Annotated in this window: 17 protein-coding genes; all 17 read left to right on the top strand. The window is 30.2% G+C overall.

Going from position 1 to position 17,748, the window contains the following annotated elements; all coding sequences use genetic code 11:
• Window positions 1–33: 33 nt before the first annotated feature.
• Complete coding sequence (locus GQ47_RS15745) at window positions 34–906, top strand: glycosyltransferase (protein WP_051951581.1); 873 nt, start codon at window positions 34–36, stop codon at window positions 904–906.
• A 149-nt stretch (window positions 907–1,055) separates the two neighbouring features.
• Window positions 1,056–2,027, top strand: a complete 972-nt coding sequence (locus tag GQ47_RS15740; protein WP_152561041.1) for a glycosyltransferase family 2 protein — start codon at window positions 1,056–1,058, stop codon at window positions 2,025–2,027.
• Window positions 2,009–3,253 carry a glycosyltransferase gene (locus GQ47_RS15735; RefSeq protein ID WP_035650339.1) on the top strand — a complete coding sequence of 415 codons (1,245 nt, stop codon included), beginning with the start codon at window positions 2,009–2,011 and terminating at the stop codon, window positions 3,251–3,253. Before GQ47_RS15740 ends, GQ47_RS15735 begins: the two co-directional genes overlap by 19 nt.
• Window positions 3,240–4,079 (top strand): glycosyltransferase family 2 protein, encoded by an 840-nt coding sequence (locus GQ47_RS15730; RefSeq protein ID WP_035650337.1) that lies wholly within the window; start codon window positions 3,240–3,242, stop codon window positions 4,077–4,079. The genes GQ47_RS15735 and GQ47_RS15730 overlap by 14 nt, the downstream gene beginning before the upstream one ends.
• Window positions 4,080–4,091: 12 nt before the next feature.
• Entirely contained in the window at window positions 4,092–4,967 is an 876-nt protein-coding gene (locus GQ47_RS15725) for a beta-1,6-N-acetylglucosaminyltransferase (RefSeq protein ID WP_051951580.1), read from the top strand.
• Window positions 4,964–5,917: a glycosyltransferase family 2 protein gene (locus GQ47_RS15720; protein WP_035650336.1), complete on the top strand. Its 954-nt coding sequence runs from the start codon at window positions 4,964–4,966 to the stop codon at window positions 5,915–5,917. The genes GQ47_RS15725 and GQ47_RS15720 overlap by 4 nt, the downstream gene beginning before the upstream one ends.
• Window positions 5,918–6,060: 143 nt before the next feature.
• Entirely contained in the window at window positions 6,061–7,047 is a 987-nt protein-coding gene (locus tag GQ47_RS15715) for a glycosyltransferase family A protein (protein ID WP_035650334.1), read from the top strand.
• 153 nt (window positions 7,048–7,200) lie between these two features.
• Entirely contained in the window at window positions 7,201–8,292 is a 1,092-nt protein-coding gene (wecB, locus tag GQ47_RS15710) for a non-hydrolyzing UDP-N-acetylglucosamine 2-epimerase (protein ID WP_035650332.1), read from the top strand.
• 12 nt (window positions 8,293–8,304) lie between these two features.
• Window positions 8,305–9,558 (top strand): glycosyltransferase family protein, encoded by a 1,254-nt coding sequence (locus GQ47_RS15705; RefSeq protein WP_035650329.1) that lies wholly within the window; start codon window positions 8,305–8,307, stop codon window positions 9,556–9,558.
• A 3-nt stretch (window positions 9,559–9,561) separates the two neighbouring features.
• Window positions 9,562–10,497, top strand: a complete 936-nt coding sequence (locus tag GQ47_RS15700; protein WP_035650326.1) for a glycosyltransferase family 2 protein — start codon at window positions 9,562–9,564, stop codon at window positions 10,495–10,497.
• Between the two features lies 1 nt (window position 10,498).
• The gene (locus tag GQ47_RS15695) at window positions 10,499–11,515 is read left to right on the top strand and encodes an N-acetylneuraminate synthase family protein (RefSeq protein WP_035650324.1); all 1,017 of its coding nucleotides are present in this window, start codon (window positions 10,499–10,501) and stop codon (window positions 11,513–11,515) included.
• Entirely contained in the window at window positions 11,512–12,672 is a 1,161-nt protein-coding gene (gene neuC / locus GQ47_RS15690) for a UDP-N-acetylglucosamine 2-epimerase (protein WP_035650322.1), read from the top strand. Before GQ47_RS15695 ends, neuC begins: the two co-directional genes overlap by 4 nt.
• Window positions 12,672–13,370 carry an acylneuraminate cytidylyltransferase family protein gene (locus tag GQ47_RS15685; RefSeq protein WP_051951578.1) on the top strand — a complete coding sequence of 233 codons (699 nt, stop codon included), beginning with the start codon at window positions 12,672–12,674 and terminating at the stop codon, window positions 13,368–13,370. Before neuC ends, GQ47_RS15685 begins: the two co-directional genes overlap by 1 nt.
• Complete coding sequence (locus GQ47_RS15680) at window positions 13,351–14,295, top strand: NAD(P)-dependent oxidoreductase (RefSeq protein ID WP_035650319.1); 945 nt, start codon at window positions 13,351–13,353, stop codon at window positions 14,293–14,295. Before GQ47_RS15685 ends, GQ47_RS15680 begins: the two co-directional genes overlap by 20 nt.
• Window positions 14,296–14,340: 45 nt before the next feature.
• Entirely contained in the window at window positions 14,341–15,081 is a 741-nt protein-coding gene (locus GQ47_RS15675) for a class I SAM-dependent methyltransferase (protein ID WP_035650316.1), read from the top strand.
• A 188-nt stretch (window positions 15,082–15,269) separates the two neighbouring features.
• Window positions 15,270–16,667, top strand: coding sequence for a CDP-glycerol glycerophosphotransferase family protein (locus GQ47_RS15670; RefSeq protein ID WP_035650315.1), 1,398 nt, complete (start codon window positions 15,270–15,272; stop codon window positions 16,665–16,667).
• The gene (locus GQ47_RS15665) at window positions 16,660–17,733 is read left to right on the top strand and encodes a glycosyltransferase family 4 protein (RefSeq protein ID WP_035650313.1); all 1,074 of its coding nucleotides are present in this window, start codon (window positions 16,660–16,662) and stop codon (window positions 17,731–17,733) included. The genes GQ47_RS15670 and GQ47_RS15665 overlap by 8 nt, the downstream gene beginning before the upstream one ends.
• Window positions 17,734–17,748: the final 15 nt, after the last annotated feature.

Genomic DNA, 17,748 nt, shown 5'->3' with positions numbered 1-17,748 from the left:
AGCTTTGTCTTGTAATGTTAAACTGATAAAAAAATGAAGCATTTTATTGCAACTAGATTTAATTTGAAAAATGCTGATTGGAAGGAAAACAAATCAGGTAATTTAGTTTTGACTGATGAATGGTTGGAACATAGATTTAATTTGTTTGAAAATTATTGCTTTCCCTCAGTGATAAATCAATCAAATCAGAATTTTACATGGTGTATTTTTTTTGATATCGATACACCACAAAATTTTAAAGAAAAAATTTTTGCTCTCACTGCGTCTACTTCAAATGTAGTTCCATTATTTATTGATGGTATGCGTGATTTAAACGTTTCATTCAAAAACTATATACGAGAAAATCTAAACGATACAGATTCATTTATTATTACTACAAGAATTGATAATGACGATATTGTTCATCAAGATTTTGTAGATACTATACAATCTCTGTATCAGCCAACTAATCTTACAGTAATTGATTTAACAAATGGTTATCAAGTTTCTATTGATGTCGCTAAGCCAGAAATTAGATTGTATACACATCCATTTAATGCTTTTATAAGTGTAATCGAGGCCGCAAAATCTTTTGAGACCATATTTGCCAAAATGCATTACGGTTGGAAAACCGAAAAGAGTATTATTTCATACACAAAAAAACGACTTTGGATGGAGTTGTCTCATCAGGAAAATTATGTAAATCATAGACGTGTGGGCTTGAAAAAGGCCTATTACTATGACAAAATTAAATTTGTTTTGCCACCAACATTTGAAACCGATGTTTTAGATACTTTTTACACCAATTTAAAAATTGATAAAAATAATGTTTTGCAATACTTGAGAAAAAAAATCAGGTTTGTGAGTAAATTGCCATTTCGAGGAAAAAGGTACCTTTTGAAAAAAATAAACAATCGATTAAAATAAAAATATTTTAGATGTTTTTATCAATCACTAAAATTGAGATAGATTAGATTTTTCTTAAATATTATAACAAATTGTTTCCGTTTCATTGTGATACAAAAAAAATGTATTTGTAATGAGAAGCAAATAAATACTTAACTGATAAAGTAGTGATGAATAAAAATTTAGTTTCAATTATTATTCCAACATATAATAGAGCAAACCTTTTGAGAGAAACACTTGATAGTGTCTTAAATCAAACTTATGCGAATTGGGAATGTATTGTTGTGGATGATGGTTCAACAGATGCTACAGATAAACTATTAGAAGAGTATTGTAGGCAAGATTCCCGTTTTCAATATCATAAAAGACCTAAAGAAAGTCTTAAAGGAGGAAATGTTTGTCGAAATTTAGGATTCGGATTCAGTAAAGGAACATTCATTAAATGGCTCGATTCTGATGATTTATTGTCAGCAGATCTTTTGTTTTCCCAGGTAAATACTTTGAATACTATTTTAGAGAATAAATATGCTTTGGCAACCTCAAAATGGAATTATTTTAAAGATTCAATAGAAGATGTTAAACCCCAAATAAAAGAGATTAATAAAAATTATGAGAGTGGTTTTGATTTACTTTATGATTTTGGAATAAATAATAGTTTTTTGCCCCAACATGTTTATTTGGTAAAAAGAGAATTGGTCATAAAAAGTGGTCTTTGGAATGAATCGTTGTCAATAAATCAAGATGGTGAATTTTTTACAAGAATTTTATTAAATGCAACTAAGATTGTTCATGCCCAAGAAGGTATGGTTTTTTATAGATATGATCCTTTAAATAATAATAATGTTAGTGCTTTCTCTAATTTTGAAAAATGCAAGGATTCAATTCTAAGCTGGATTCTTATAGACACTTATATAAAGTTATATACAAAACAAAACAAATCGATCAAATATGTCGAAAATGGGAAACAATATTTGGTAAAGAATATAACTGATAAAAAATTACTTCAAGAATATGTATTCTTCTTTGGGAAAACTTTAAATAAAAAAGGTAAGCGGGATGGAAAAATAATGAAGTTTTCTAATTTAGTCAAAGTTCGTATTGTTGCTAAAATGCGTAATTTAAAATGGAGAATAAAAAAATAATTTTTAAACTCGGACAGTTTCCTCATTTGTCTGAAACTTTCATATTGGCGCAAATTATAACAGCCATAAAAAGTGGATTTGATGTGAAAGTGATAATTGGCAAATTGTTAGATTTTGAAAGTAGTAAACAGCAGGATTTAATCTCTAAATATGAAATTAAGGATAAAATAATTTTAGAAGATTTTAAAATTCCGAAAAATAGAATAATCCGTATACTCAAATGGGCGGGTTTATTATTAATTAATTTTCAAAATGCAAATCTGATATTTAAATATTATAAAGCGCACTCAAAATTTAGCCTGACTTGGTTATATCAATGGGTTTTTTATAATCAATTTAATGATGCGGCTATTTTTCATGTTCAATATGGAACCAATTCAGGAGGTTTATCTTTATTAAAAAAAGTTGGTTTTAAACCTTCATTAATTGTTAGTTTTCATGGACATGATGCGTTTTTTCCAATAAATGGTTTTATACCTAATAATGGTTATTATGATAATCTCTTTAAATATGGAGATTTAATAGTCGCTAATACTCCATACTTAGCCGAAATACTTATAGAATTAGGTTGCCCAGAAAAGATGCTTAAAATCGTACCAGTAGGAGTAGACACAGATTTTTTTTATCAAAAGAAAATACAGCGAAATGATCAAATTTCGAGATTAATTACTGTAGGGAGATTAAATATTGTTAAAGGACATATTTATGCCTTTCAAGTTATAAAGAAATTAAAACATGAAGGACTTGATGTAAAACTGACAGTTGTTGGTGAAGGACCAGAACGAGAAAAATTAGAAAATTATATTCGTGATAATAATTTAACAGACTCGATAGTGTTAGTGGGATCTAAATCACGAGATGAAATTCGTGAATTACTTTGGAAAAATGACATCTTTGTATTTTCATCGGTTTCATTACATAATGGGAAAAGCACTGAAACACAAGGATTAGTAACAATTGAAGCAATGGCATGTGGTTTACCAGCTATAGTATTTGACTCAGGAGGAGTAAAATATACTTTAGAGAATGGAATTTCGGGATTTCTTTGTGATGAATACGATATTGATTGCATGTCAGCCAAGATTAAAACATTGGTTGATGACAATAGTATTTTAATTGAAATGGGTAAGCAAGCGAATCATTTTGCAAATAAAAATTATTCACAAAAAATGATTGATTCAAAATGGCAAATCATATATAATAAACTAAGTAATGGAAAATACTGATTTAATATCAATAATAATTCCTTGTTATAACGATTGGCAATATGTTGAACAAGCTGTTGATTCGGCTATAAATCAGACTTTTTTAAATAAAGAAATTATAGTTATTGATGATGGTTCTAATACAAAGACCAAAGAAGTTTTAAAACAGCTTAAACCTAAGATTACAAAATTAATTACGCAGGAAAATCAAGGACAATCCAAAGCAAGAAATGTAGGGATTGAAGCTGCGAAAGGAAATTATATTTTATTGTTAGACAGCGATGATTTTTTTGAGAAAAGTCTTTGCGAAAAAGCGATCGAGCTTTTTAAAAGTAGTCAAGATATTAAATTGGTAACTTGTCAGGCTAATTTACTTTTTGAGGATGGATCTTCAAGGATTTTCACACCAAAAGGAGGTAAAATTGCTGATTTTATTTTTGGTAATAATGCTTTAGGAACATCAATGTTCAAAAAAGCAGATTGGAATAGTTGCGGAGGGTATGATGAACAAATGCGTAATGGTTTTGAAGATTGGGAATTTTTTATTCGGCTTCTAAAAAATGGCGGTGAAGCAAAAGTAATTCACGAGCCACTTTACATATATAGAAAAAGAAACAACTCAACAACAACTGTTGCAAATTCAAGAAAGTATGAACTTTTAACATACGTTTTTAATAAAAATAAAACTTTATATATTGATAATTTCGAACAGTATACAGATTATCTTCTCAAACTAATTCAGAGGGAAGAGATTGATAAGAAAAAGAAAATGAATTCAATAGATTATAAAATAGGAAAAACTATTCTTAAGCCTTATAGAGTGCTGAAATCATTCTTTAAAAAATAAGAAGCATTAAATATGAAACAAGCGATTTTAATTACTGCCTATAAAAATTACCATCATCTCGAGGAAATAATTCGTTTTTTTGACGAAGATTTTGAATTATATATTCATATAGATAAGAAAAGCAATATTTCAGATGCTGAGTTGCTTAATCTAAGAAATTATGATGTCGTAAAACTTGTAGAACAAAAGTACAAAGTCAATTGGGGTGGATTTAATCATTTAAAAAGTATTTTGTTTTTGAGCGAACAAGCACTTAAAAATAAAGGAAACAAGTATTTTCATCTTATAAGCGGACATGATTTTCCGATAAAAAAAATAGAGTATTTCAAAGAGTTCTTCAAAAAAAATGATAGGGAATATATAGACTATTTTTCGATACCAAGGATTGGTGCAGCCAATAATGGATATCTGGACAGATTTGAATATTATAATTTTTATGATTTATTAGATGCAAAAAAGCCTAATGAAAATTATAGAATCAAACGCATAATCAGAATTCAAAAAAAATTAGGATTTAAAAGAAAAACTTCGTCAAAGATGCCCAAATTATATGGAGGATCTACATGGTGGAGTTTAAGTCGGGATTGTTTGGATTATGTCATAACGTTTTCAAACAAAAATAAATTTGTTTTAAACAGATTCAAGCATACTTTATGCTCAGAGGAATTTTATTTTCAAACCGTAATCGTCAATTCACCTTTTGTTGATAAGGTAGCAAATGAAAGTTTACGACATATTGATTGGGTAGCAAGAAATGGAAATAATCCAGCTGTTTTGGATGAAACAGATTATGATAAACTACTCCAATCTAATGCATTATTTGCACGTAAATTTGATTACCCATTCTCAACAGGTTTATTCAATAAGATTAAATCCTTTTTAAAATGATTTCTCCAAAAATAACCATACTTCTTGCTACTTATAACAGGTCTCATTTAATAAAGGAAACCCTAGATTCTATTATAAGACAAACTTACACTAATTGGGAATGTATTATTGTAGACGATAATTCAACTGATGCTACCAAAGACGTTGTAGCAGAATATACCGCTAAAGATGATAGATTCAGTTATTATTTAAAAACAAACGCGTATAAAAAAGGACTTTCGGGAACAAGAAATCAGGGATTAGACCTCGCATCTTTACGAAATACTGAATTTATACATTTTTTTGACGATGATGATATCATGCATCCCCAAAAATTAGAATTACAAATGGAGCCATTATTGAACGATGACTCACTTTCTTTCACTACTTGTAAATATCGACATTATTATGGAAATGAGGAATTGGTTTTTAGCCTGAACGATTATGACTGTAATATAGAAATTAAGAATAATTTGTTGAAGGATTTTTATTCAGGATTTTTAAAGCTAAATTCTTTAGGACCTTTATGGAAATCCAATGTCATCCTTAAATATAGATTTGATGAAGAGCTTGTATGTTCAGAAGAGAGAGATTTATACCTTAAAATTTTTTTAATAGATAAAATTAAATTTAAAGGAATTAATTATATTTTGTTTTACTATCGAAAACATGATAAGTCAAATACTAGTAATAGATATAGTGATTTACAAAAGAATGTAAGTTTATATAGATCAAAACTTAACTTTTACAATACCATTGTTTTAAATAATTTGTGGACCCCTTTTTTATTAAAGGAAATGTTGAAAAGATATGTGCTTATTTGTTTTGATGCGAATATCTATCAGGAATTAAAGAAAGTAATTGATAAAGATGAAATTAATTTAGGATATCGAAAGTATCTGCTAAAAGCAGTTCTAAGTTGCTTTATTGGGTGCAGAAAATTTACAGGAAAATTTATTAGTAAAATATAGCAATAGAAAAGTTTTTGACTATTTTTTTTTTACAAGTTATAATAACATTCAATTTAAATTTGTAAATGATTGCCAAAAGAAGGTAATATTATATTTTAAAAACAATTACAACAATAAAATGATTTTAATCTGTTAATAAGCAAATGCGTAAAGGAGTTAATCCAGAAAAGTTTAAAGAAGAGAGAAACATTCAGAAGTATCATCGTGTTCTGGTTGTTTGTTATATTCCAAATGTACAGGACGATTATTACAAAGAAAGTGTAGCCGTTTTAGAAAAAAGCTTAAATTCTTTAATAAATACAATTAATCTAGAAACCACCAGTATTACGTTTATTAATAATAACAGTACTGTTGAAGTTGATGATTTAATTAAAGGTTATTTGCTAACAAATCAGATAGATAAATATGTTTTGTATAATGAAAACAGAGGAAAAGTCTACGCTGTAATAGATGAAGTTCGAAGCGTTTTTGAGCCCTATGTTACTATTGCAGATTGCGATGTTTTGTTTTTAAATAATTGGGAAGATGCTGTCTTCTCTGTTTTTAAAAATAATCCTAAAGCAGGAGTAGTTTCTCCATTACCATGTCCAGGATTGGCTTTATATCTAAATGAAAATATTTTCTCTGATTTATATCTTTTCGGTGGTATCAAGTACACAAAAGAAGTAACAGATTATGATATTGATCTTTATGTACAAGGAGTCAATAATTTTGCATTGATTAATAGAGAAAATAAAAGTAGCTGGAAGGAAAAACAATATATCGTAAAAAGAAAAAACAGCAAAGCTGTGGTAGGAGCATCTCATTTTGTAGCAACTTATAAAAGTTTTATCTTTAAAGGAGAAACTTCTTTTCCAGAAATTAAATTCAAAAATGGGTACGAACAAAATTTTATAGATGTTTTGGCATCAAAGAAAGGATTATACAGACTCTCTACGATAAAAACCCATGCTTATCATATTGGTAACAAACTGGATGATTTTACATTAAATTACCAGTTTTTAGAAAATGATAAGCAACACAAAGTCAATTTCAGTAGAATAACTCCAGTAGATCAAAAAACGCTATTTCATGGTTATATCTTCAAAAAAATAGTATTTAAGTTTTTAAATAAGCTATTTAAATTTTGAATTAGCAAGCTTGAGGTTTAAGAAATTGTATCTATAAATCCCATAAAACAATTAGTAAAAAACACACTTTCTTTTTTTGTTATAATCTTGTAGTAATAAAAGTCTAAAAATTTGATTAAGATAATTTAAAAAGAAAAAAATAATTATAATGATATGAAAGTTGATATTATTGCAGGTACAAGACCTAATTTCATCAAAATAGCCCCTTTGGTAAGCGCTTTACAATTAGCTCATGATTCAGGGAAATCGATAGATTTTCGTTTGATTCATACCGGACAGCACTATGATGAAAATATGAGTGAAAGCTTTTTTAAACAATTGAATATTCCTAGACCAGACATAAATTTTGGTGCAGGCGGAGGTTCTCAGGCAGTACAAACTGCAGCAATATTAGTGGCTTACGAAGAATTATTATTGAAGGAACCTACGGATTTGTGTATTGTAGTAGGAGATGTCAATTCTACAATGGCATGTGCAATAGCAGCGAGGAAGGCAAATATTCCTGTAGCTCACGTCGAAGCAGGCATAAGATCTTTTGATAATTCAATGCCAGAAGAAATAAACAGAAAAATAACTGATAGCATATCAAATTATTTTTTTACAACAACAGTTTTGGCTTCTGAAAATTTGAAAAAAGAGGGCATTGACGAAAATAATATTTTTTTAGTTGGAAATGTAATGATCGATACATTGTTAAAAAGTAAAGACAAATTCATAAAACCAATTTTTTGGGATGAATATTTCCTTGAAAAAAAGAATTTTTTATTGTTGACAATTCACAGGCCATCCAATGTAAATAATAAGGAAAAGCTGAAAAATTATATTATCAATATCTTATCAAACTCAGAAGATGCAAAAATTATTTTTCCAGTTCACCCAAGAACAATCAAAGCTATCGAAGAGTTAGATATTAAGGATGATAGGCTAATAGTTGTTCCTCCAATGAGCTATTTAGAATTCAATTATTTGGTTATGAATTCAAAAGCTGTAATAACTGATTCAGGAGGAATAACAGAGGAAACCACAGTTATGGGAGTTCCTTGTATTACTCTAAGAGATAATACCGAGAGACCGGAAACAGTCACTATTGGTACCAATGAATTAATAGGAACTAATCCTGAAGCAATTAAGCCGGTTTTAGAAAAATTATTTTCAGGAAACTGGAAAAAAGGAAACATACCAGAATTATGGGACGGAAAGACGGCAGAAAGGATAATTGATATTATTGTAAAAAATAATTTATAATTTCGAAATTGAATGAGTATTAAGGCTAAAAAAATATTGGTGATTTCGGAATCAATTGATATTAATGATAGTAGCGGAACGAAAGGCCGTGTGGCTTTGATTAATAATTTAGTAGAAGCCGGATTTAACTTAAAAGTGCTTCATTATACATCAAAGGATATTTTTTTAGAGGATGTAGATTGTGTTAGAATTAAAGAAAGAAAAATTTCAATTCTGTATGTATTGAGCAGAATGGAACGTATTTTTACCCGCGCCACAAAAATTAGCCTGAACCCTTATCTTGAAAGCTGGTTTGGATTTTCTTTTACCTTTTTTAATGATGCAAAAAGTATAAAAAAGGCGGTAAAAAAAGAAATCGGAAATAATACATACGATTTCGTTATGACGTTGAGTAAAGGAGCAAGTTTTAAACCACATTATGCCTTATTAGATATTCCTGAAATACATGATAAATGGATGACTTATGTGCATGATCCATTCCCATATCATTTTTATCCAAGACCTTACAACTGGATTCAGCCTGGATTTCGTCAAAAAGAGCAATTTTTCTTAGAAGTTTCTGAAAAAGCAAAATACAGTATTTTTCCAAGTTTGTTGTTAAAGGAATGGATGGCTAGTTATTTTCCTAATTTCCTAAAAACAGGGATTGTAATTCCACATCAAAGTGCAGAGAAAGATTTTCCAACTCAAGATTTTCCAAATTATTTTGATGCATCTAAATTTAATGTATTACATGCAGGAAACCTAATGAAACAACGTTCTCCGGAAGGTTTGATTGAGGGATTTAAATTATTTTTGCATAAAAATCCAGAAGCTAAAGGTGCGTCAAGATTACTGTTGCTAGGATCAGCTTCTCACCATACGGAAATGCTTGAAAAATATAAAACGGATATTCCGGAACTTTATGTTTCTAATGGAAGCGTTTCATTTGATATGGTTTATCAACTTCAGCAACATGTTTCTGTAAATGTTATTTTAGAATCAAAATCAGAAATTAGCCCATTTCTTCCCGGAAAATTTCCGCATTGTGTAGAGGCAAATAAAATTATACTTTCGCTGGCTCCTTATTATAGTGAGACAAGAAGACTATTAGGAGATGATTATCCTTATTGGGCAGAAGTTGATCAGGTGGAGAAAATAGCTGCTATCATCGAAAATCTGTATCAATTATGGAAGCAAAACCCAGATAATCTTAATTTGAATAGATCGGATTTAATCGAATATTTATCTGCCGACTATTTGAAAAAAGTATTAAAGAGTATTTAAAAAATGCAATATAAATTTACGATTGTTATTCCGACAAAAAATCGATTAGAGGATTTAAAAGTCACTTTAGAAAAGCTAAGTTTTTTATTTGAACAGAAAGATGTTCATTTTTTAATTTGTGATGATGGTTCAACAGACGGCACTTTTGAATATATAACAACAAATTTTCCAAAAATTGAAATTTTCTCAAATAAGGTTTCCAAAGGAATTCATTATACGAGGAATCAGCTTATGGCGAGAGTTAAATCTCCATATGCAATAAATATTGACGACGATATTCATTTTATTACTCAGAATCCCACTTCATTAATCGAAGAATATTTCAATTTAAACCCAAACTGCGCTATTATTGGGTTTAGGATTTTTTGGAATAAGTTGCCACCAAGTGCTATAGAGACTAATGATGTACCATATCGAATGAAAAGTTTTGGTGCTGGCGCAAGTGTTTGGAGAATGTCGGCATGGAATTCAATTCCAAATTATCCTGAATGGTTTGTTTTCTATGGCGAGGAAGATTTTGCATCGTACCATTTATTTTTAAACAAATGGGAAATTCATTATTTGCCAACAATTTTGACACATCATAGAGTGGATATTAAAAGTAGAAAAAAGCATAAAGATTATGTGTCCAGATCTAGAAAATCATTACGTGCAGGATGGTATCTGTATTTCTTGTTTTATCCCGTAAAAATGATTCCGAAAAAGTTAGTTTATTCAATTTGGATGCAGCTTAAGTCAAAAGTTTTTAAAGGAGATTTAAAGGCCTTCATTGCTATTAATTTAGCTTTGTTCGATCTAGTTTGGTCATTTCCTAAGATAGTAAAAAACAGCAAAAGATTGACTCAAAGTGAATACGATTTATACAATCAACTTCCTGCAGCTAAAATCTACTGGCAACCAGAAAATAAAGTATTTTTGTCAACTCAAGAACATAATTAATATGCTTTCGAAAAAAACATCTCCTTATATTATCGCTGAAATTGGCCAGGCGCACGAAGGCAGTTTAGGAATATTATATTCTTATATAGATGCTATTGCTAAAACAGGAGTCAATGCGGTTAAATTTCAAATGCATATTGCAGAAGCCGAAAGCAGTGAGCATGAGCCGTTTCGAGTAAAGTTTTCATTAGAAGATAAAACGCGATTTGATTATTGGAAAAGAATGGGTTTTTCTTTAGAACAATGGAAGGGAATTAAAGCACATTGTGATCAGGCGGGTCTTGATTTTATATGTTCGCCCTTTAGTAATTTAGCTGTCGATTGGCTGGAAGAAGTAGGAGTGAAATATTATAAAATTGGTTCAGGAGAAGTAAATAATTTTTTGATTCTTGAAAAAATCGCACAAACAGGAAAGCCTGTTATTCTATCTTCAGGAATGAGTTCTTATACTGAATTAGACGAAACGGTTGGTTTTTTAAAAGAAAGAAATGTCGATTTTTCAATTTTGCAGTGTACAACGGCTTATCCAACACAGCCAGAACAATACGGTTTAAATGTTATTCCGGAATTAAAAAGCCGTTATAATGTTGCAGTTGGATTTTCAGATCATTCAGCAAAAAAAGAGGCTTGCATTGCTGCAACTGCGCTAGGCGCTTCTATTTTAGAATTTCATGTTGTTTTTGACAGAGAACTTTTTGGACCAGATTCAAAAGCTTCATTAACTATTGCAGAGGCGAAGGAACTTGTGCAGGCTGTTCAAAATATTGCAACGGCATTGGCCACACCAATAGATAAAAATGATATTGAATCCTTAAAACCATTAAAACAAATTTTTGAAAAATCACTGGCAATAAATAAAGATTTGCCTAAAAATCATATTTTAAGATTTGAAGATTTGGAAGCTAAAAAGCCAAAAGGATTTGGTATTTTAGCCAGCAATTATAAAGAACTTATAGGAAAGACTCTGAAATCAGATATGAAACAATGGGATTTTTTAAATGAAGACGATTTAGCATGAACTCAAAGAGAAAAATAGCTGTAGTAGTTACAGCGCGCCCATCATATAGCCGTGTTAAAACGGTTTTAACAGCGATAGACAAACATCCAGAATTGGAACTGCAATTAGTTGTTGCTGCATCGGCATTATTAGATCGATATGGCTCTGCAGTAAATTATATTGAAAAAGATGGTTTTAAAATTGCAGCAAGAGTGTTTAATGTTTTGGAAGGGGAAAATTTAGCAGCTGCCGCAAAAACAACCGGAATTGGTATTTTAGAATTATCAAGTGTTTTTGATAATTTGAAACCAGATATCGTAGTTACCGTTGCAGATCGATTTGAAACTATGGCGACTGCAATTGCAGCATCCTATATGAATATTCCTTTAGCTCATATTCAAGGTGGAGAAGTTACCGGAAATATTGATGAAAAAGTACGTCATGCAATCACTAAACTAGCAGATTATCATTTTGTAGCTTCTGAAAATGCAAAAGAACGTGTTATCAAGTTAGGCGAAGATCCCGAAACTGTATTTAATACAGGATGCCCCTCAATAGATTTGGCAGAAGAAATTGTAAATATTGAAACACTTTCATTCGATCCTTTTGAAAAATATGGAGGCGTTGGAGCAAAACCAGATTTGTCAAATGGATATTTAGTAGTAATGCAACATCCTGTAACTACTGAATATCAGGATTCCCGAAAACATATTGAAGCTACTCTTGAAGCTATATATAAATTAAATAAGCCTACACTTTGGTTTTGGCCAAATGTCGACGCAGGAGCAGACGGAACTTCAACAGGAATTCGCGCTTTTAGAGAGCAGCATCAATTGCCAAATGTGCACTTTTTTAAAAATATGGAAGGAAAAGATTTCTTGCAATTGTTGATGCACAGTGATTGTTTAATAGGAAATTCAAGTGTTGGAATACGCGAATGTGCTTTTTTAGGGGTTCCTGTAATTAATATTGGTTCTCGTCAAAACAGAAGAGACAGAGGAGGAAATAGCATTGATGTAGATTATTCGCAGGAACAAATAGAAAGTGCCATTGTAGCTTCTGTTACTAAAGGTAAAGTAGTTTCTTCTTCTATTTATGGAGATGGAAAAGCAGGTTTAAAAATAGCTGAATTGTTAACAGAGGTACCTTTAAAATTTCACAAAACAATAATGTATTAATGAAAATCCTTGCTATTATCCCAGCTCGCGGTGGTTCTAAAGGCCTGCCAGGAAAAAATATCAAATCTTTAGGAGGTAAGCCACTTATATTGCATGCTGTTGATTGTGCTAAAGAATCACAAATGATTTCAAAAATTGTGGTTACCACTGATAGTATTGATATTATTAAGGTTGTTGAAAAGGAAAACATAGAAGTAATAGTACGTCCAGATGATCTAGCAAAAGATGATAGCCCAGTTGTGAATGTAGTGCAGCATGTGCTGGATGTTTTACAAACAGATTATGATTTATTAGTGCTATTACAACCAACAGCCCCGCTTCGTTCAGGGCAGCAATTGGATGAAATTATTGAGATGTTTCAAAAAGACAATGAGCTCGAAGGTGTTGTAAGCGTTGTTCCTATGGATGACATTCATCCAGCTCGTATGTATAAACTTGGTCAAAATAATAATCTGGTTCCTTATATTGAATCGGGTGAAACTTCAAGAAGGCAAGATTTAATACCTGTTTATTATAGAAATGGATGTTTTTATGCAGTGAGACAAAATGCCTTTTTAGAGCAAAAAACTTTAATGCCGCAATATAAAAAGCCTTTTATAATGGACCCGAATTGGCTTGTGAATATTGATAACAAAAGAGACTTTGCAATTGCAACAGTACTTTATGACGATTGGAAAGATGAAAATAGCAGTAACTGAATCTGAGCATTTTAGTTCCTTAGCGCTGAAAAAACTTTCAGAAATTGGAACTGTCAAATTACTTGATTGTAAGAGCGAGCAGGAACTTGTAGCGGAAGGCATTGATGCTTCAATACTTTTTGTCAGATTAAAGTTTAAAATCACCAATTCTGTAATTGATCAGTTACCAAATTTAAAATACATTCTTTCGGCTACTACTGGTACGGACCATATTGATGAAGACTATTTTGCTTCAAAAGGAGGAAAAATCATAACCTTAAAAGGAGAAACAAATTTTTTAGAAAGCATTCCTTCAACAGCAGAGCATACTTGGGCTCTAATTCTTTCTTTAATAAAAAAAGTACCTTTCGCTTTCGATGATGTAAAACGTGGAAACTGGAATAGGGATGCTTTTAAAAATAACAACCTAAGAGGCAAAAATATTGCTATTTTGGGAATGGGAAGAGTAGGAAAGCAGGTCGCACATATTGCTTCGGCTTTTGGTATGAAAATAGGGTTTTATGATACGCTTTCTTTCGAATCTTCGTATGAAAGATTTGAAAATCCAGAGGCTTTATTTAATTGGGCCGATATCATTTCAATACATATTCCTTACACGAAAGAGAATGATAATTTTATTGATGAGAAGCTTATAAATTATACAAAAAAAGAGGTTTTCTTTATTAATACATCCAGAGGAAGAGTTTGGAATGAAAAAATAATAGCTAAAAAGCTGGAGGAAGGATCAATTAAAGGAATTGCAACCGATGTAATTCATGATGAGTTCCAACACGCAGACATAGAGAATGACTTGATAGCTTTGGCCAAAAGAGGATTTAATATCATTGTTACACCTCATATTGCAGGTGCAACTTTTGAGTCGATGGCTATGACAGAGGAATTTGTTGTCGAAAAGTTTCTAAGAATAATAGTTGAAAATTTATAAATCAAAAAATATATCTAAATAACAGTTTATAATTTAATTTGAAAAATGGGAAAGTGGAATTATTGGACGGAAAGAAGTTACTATCATGCTGAATTAAGGGATAGAGCGAAAGGAATCAAAAGTGAAATGGAAGCTGCCAAGCAAATTTCACAACTAATTTTTAATAAAGCAAAAAGTTATAATTCTATTCTTGATGCGGGCTGCGGTACTGGGCATTTTATTTTAAGTCTTGAAAAAAAATTAAAAGACGATTTTAAATATTTAGGTGTTGATATCACAGAACAACATATAATTGATGCTACTGAGATATTTAAAGAAAATAAAAATTTTGAATTTCAATTAGGTGATGTTAGAGACTTAGATGTTGAAGATAAAAGTTATGAAGTGTCAATTTGCTCTAATACGATTCCGCATATTCCTCAAATAGGAAAAGCAATCAACGAACTTATTCGTGTTACAAAAAATGATGTTTTTATTAGAATGTTAGTAGGCGATGAGGTATTAATAACAAAGAAAGCTTTGTCAGATAAATTTGATGAAAACGGAGAGCCCGATTCTTTCATGTATATTAATATTTACGATAAAAATTATTTAAATAATATCATTGGTGATAAAGGGGAATTATTTATTTATGATGATGAATTTGATCAGGATGCAATAATAAAACATTATAATGAACATAAAGATATTGCTGGAAAAAATATTGCTACGCGAATCGTTGAAGGAAACCAGTTCAAAGGATATTTAATGCTACCATGGAAAATAGTCCATATAAAATTATATTAATAGATTTTAGCCTAAACATTCTAAATAAAATTTTTAGAATAAATGATTCCTCGCTTTGGTAGATTTAAAAAGTAAGGATATATTAACGGCGTAATGAAATTTGGTAAACTTATCAATTCAGAATGTTCTTGAAATGAATGTTTTTATAGGAAAAATACCAAAATTACAGAATAAATGATTAGAAAAAAATGAAAAAATTAGGCATTGTAATCACAGATGGTGTAGGATTCAGAAATTTTATAATGAGTGATTTTATTAAAGAAGCTTCCTCACAATTTGACAAGATTATTATTTATTCAGGATTACCCAAAAATTGTTATAATAATTTTAATGGCGTGGATCTTGAAATTAAGGAATTGCCTGTTTTTGTTGAAGGCAAAGCCACATGGGTTTTTAGAAAATGGAAAGAATTAGCTCATTTGCAACTGCATAAAGAGTTTTACGGAATGAAGGACAACCTTGTTACTGGTTACCCAAAAAGTAATTCTATCCGTTCTATATTGATAAAAGCATTGCACTTTTTCACGCGATATATAAACTCAGATAAAAGTATTTTGTTTGCTGAAAAAATGCAGTTTTTATCCTTTTCAAAAAATAAAATAACAAAAGAATATATTGATTTACTTCAAAAAGACAAACCGTCTTACGTTTTTTTTACGCATCAGCGACCTCCTTATTTAGCTCCTTTTTTATACGCAGCAATTAAATCAAAAATTCCTGTAAGCACTTTTATTTTCAGTTGGGATAACTTGGCTTCCAAAGGTCGAATGTTAGGAACATTTGATCATTTTCTGGTTTGGAGTCAATTAATGAAAGATGAGTTGCTTTACTTTTATCCAAATGTAAAAAGTGAAAATGTAAATATTGTAGGGACTCCTCAATTTGAACCATATGTTTTAGATAAATATGAATCTTCAAAAGAGAATTTCTTAAATAAATTTGGTTTAGATAAAAGCAAAAAAATAATTTGCTACAGTTGTGCTGATGTTTCTATTGGGCCAAATGATCCCTTAGTTATTAAAACGATAGCAGAAGCTATTCGAAATAATGAAATTAAATTTGATGTTCAACTTTTGATTAGAACCTCACCAGCAGAAGATGACAGAAGGTTTAAAGCTATTCGTGATGAATTTCCAGAAATTTTTTGGAATGTTCCTAAATGGGTTTTAACAAGAGAAAATCATCAGGAAAGCTGGTCTCAAAGAATTCCAAGTCAAGAAGATATTATGGATTTAAGAGCGTTGTTAGAAAACTCTGATTTAAATATTAATATGTGTTCTACTATGAGCTTAGATTTTATGTTTTTTGATAAACCGGTTATAAATACTGTTTTTGGAAATTTAGAAAATGGTCTTTATAATGATCAAAGATTCTTAAATTATGTTCATTATAAAAAAGTTATAGATGGAAATGCAGTTACTATTGCTAAAAATAAAAAAGAACTTATTGATCAAATCAATCAGGCATTAGAGATGCCGAAAGAGAGAGAAAAAGAACGAAAAGCAATGATTAATCTGCAAATAGGACAAAGTCTGGAAGGAACCAGTAAAAGAATTGCTTCAACTTTAGCATCTTTCAATGACTAAAAAAATAGCTGTTATCTGCAATTACAAATTGCTTCCTGAAAGAATAGGAGGCATGGATTATTTTTTTTGGCAATTTGATAAAAAGTGCAAAGAAAATAATATTCACGTTGATTGGTTTTTTCCAAACATTTCCAACCATGGAAAATATTCAGAATTGACGATTTGCAATTCAGGTGAATCAAATGTAGAAAATAGTTTTTTAAAATTTATTGAAAAGAATAAACCGGACTATTCCCACGTCATTACACATTTTGTAGAATTATGTACGCCATTTTTTCAAAAAGTAAAGAAGACAACAAAAGCCAAAATTATTGCAGTCGATCATAACCCGAGGCCTTTGGGTGGTTATTCTTTGAAAAAGAGAATTAACAAAAAGATTAAAGGATTACTTTTTTCAAAATATATAAATCTGTTCGTTGGTGTTTCTGATTATACAGTAAATGAGATTTTGAAAGATTTTGGCATCCATTTGAAATCTAAAACAAAAACAATTTATAATGGAGTTGTTATTGATAAAATTCTGATTAGAGAAAATAGAAATCTTTCGAAACCCTCTTTTTTAATAGCATCTCATTTGCGAGAATCAAAAGGGATTCAGGATTTAATTGATGCAGTTTCGTTTCTTCCAAAGGAAATAAAGAATGAATTAAAAATTGATATTTATGGTGACGGACCTTATAAAAATCAATTAATAGAAAAAATCGAACAATATTCACTTCAAAATTGTTTTTCATTTAAGGGAAATAAACCAAATCTAAACGAGATTTTTTTTCAGTATGATTACATGTTACAGCCAACACATATGGAATGTTTTAGTTTGTCTATTTTAGAAAGTCTGGCGGCAAATGTTCCTGTTGTTACAACAAATGTTGGCGGTAATTCTGAAGTAATAACGAATCAAGAAAATGGTTTTATTATTGAAGCTAAAGATATTAAGGCTTTAACCCACATCTTGCAAGATATTTATTTGGGCAACAAAAAGATATCTGTTAATACAAGGGAATTAATAGCTAATTCCTTTTCTTTGCCGAAAATGGTGGAAGATCATTTTGACCTTATAAAATAAATTTAAAATTTCATA

It is taken from the genome of Flavobacterium sp. ASV13 (assembly GCF_000745775.1).
GTDB lineage: Bacteria > Bacteroidota > Bacteroidia > Flavobacteriales > Flavobacteriaceae > Flavobacterium.
Note: the sequence above shows the minus strand (reverse complement) of the source record. Positions and strands in the feature narration are given on the sequence as shown.

Coding starts and splice junctions, on each gene's coding strand:
- GQ47_RS15730 (WP_035650337.1), top strand. CDS start 3,240: ATGGAAAATACTGATTTAATATCAATAATAATTCCTTGTTATAACGAT.
- wecB (WP_035650332.1), top strand. CDS start 7,201: ATGAAAGTTGATATTATTGCAGGTACAAGACCTAATTTCATCAAAATA.
- GQ47_RS15705 (WP_035650329.1), top strand. CDS start 8,305: ATGAGTATTAAGGCTAAAAAAATATTGGTGATTTCGGAATCAATTGAT.
- GQ47_RS15740 (WP_152561041.1), top strand. CDS start 1,056: ATGAATAAAAATTTAGTTTCAATTATTATTCCAACATATAATAGAGCA.
- GQ47_RS15675 (WP_035650316.1), top strand. CDS start 14,341: ATGGGAAAGTGGAATTATTGGACGGAAAGAAGTTACTATCATGCTGAA.
- GQ47_RS15735 (WP_035650339.1), top strand. CDS start 2,009: ATGGAGAATAAAAAAATAATTTTTAAACTCGGACAGTTTCCTCATTTG.
- GQ47_RS15680 (WP_035650319.1), top strand. CDS start 13,351: ATGAAAATAGCAGTAACTGAATCTGAGCATTTTAGTTCCTTAGCGCTG.
- GQ47_RS15745 (WP_051951581.1), top strand. CDS start 34: ATGAAGCATTTTATTGCAACTAGATTTAATTTGAAAAATGCTGATTGG.
- GQ47_RS15700 (WP_035650326.1), top strand. CDS start 9,562: ATGCAATATAAATTTACGATTGTTATTCCGACAAAAAATCGATTAGAG.
- GQ47_RS15715 (WP_035650334.1), top strand. CDS start 6,061: ATGCGTAAAGGAGTTAATCCAGAAAAGTTTAAAGAAGAGAGAAACATT.
- neuC (WP_035650322.1), top strand. CDS start 11,512: ATGAACTCAAAGAGAAAAATAGCTGTAGTAGTTACAGCGCGCCCATCA.
- GQ47_RS15725 (WP_051951580.1), top strand. CDS start 4,092: ATGAAACAAGCGATTTTAATTACTGCCTATAAAAATTACCATCATCTC.
- GQ47_RS15695 (WP_035650324.1), top strand. CDS start 10,499: ATGCTTTCGAAAAAAACATCTCCTTATATTATCGCTGAAATTGGCCAG.
- GQ47_RS15685 (WP_051951578.1), top strand. CDS start 12,672: ATGAAAATCCTTGCTATTATCCCAGCTCGCGGTGGTTCTAAAGGCCTG.
- GQ47_RS15720 (WP_035650336.1), top strand. CDS start 4,964: ATGATTTCTCCAAAAATAACCATACTTCTTGCTACTTATAACAGGTCT.
- GQ47_RS15670 (WP_035650315.1), top strand. CDS start 15,270: ATGAAAAAATTAGGCATTGTAATCACAGATGGTGTAGGATTCAGAAAT.
- GQ47_RS15665 (WP_035650313.1), top strand. CDS start 16,660: ATGACTAAAAAAATAGCTGTTATCTGCAATTACAAATTGCTTCCTGAA.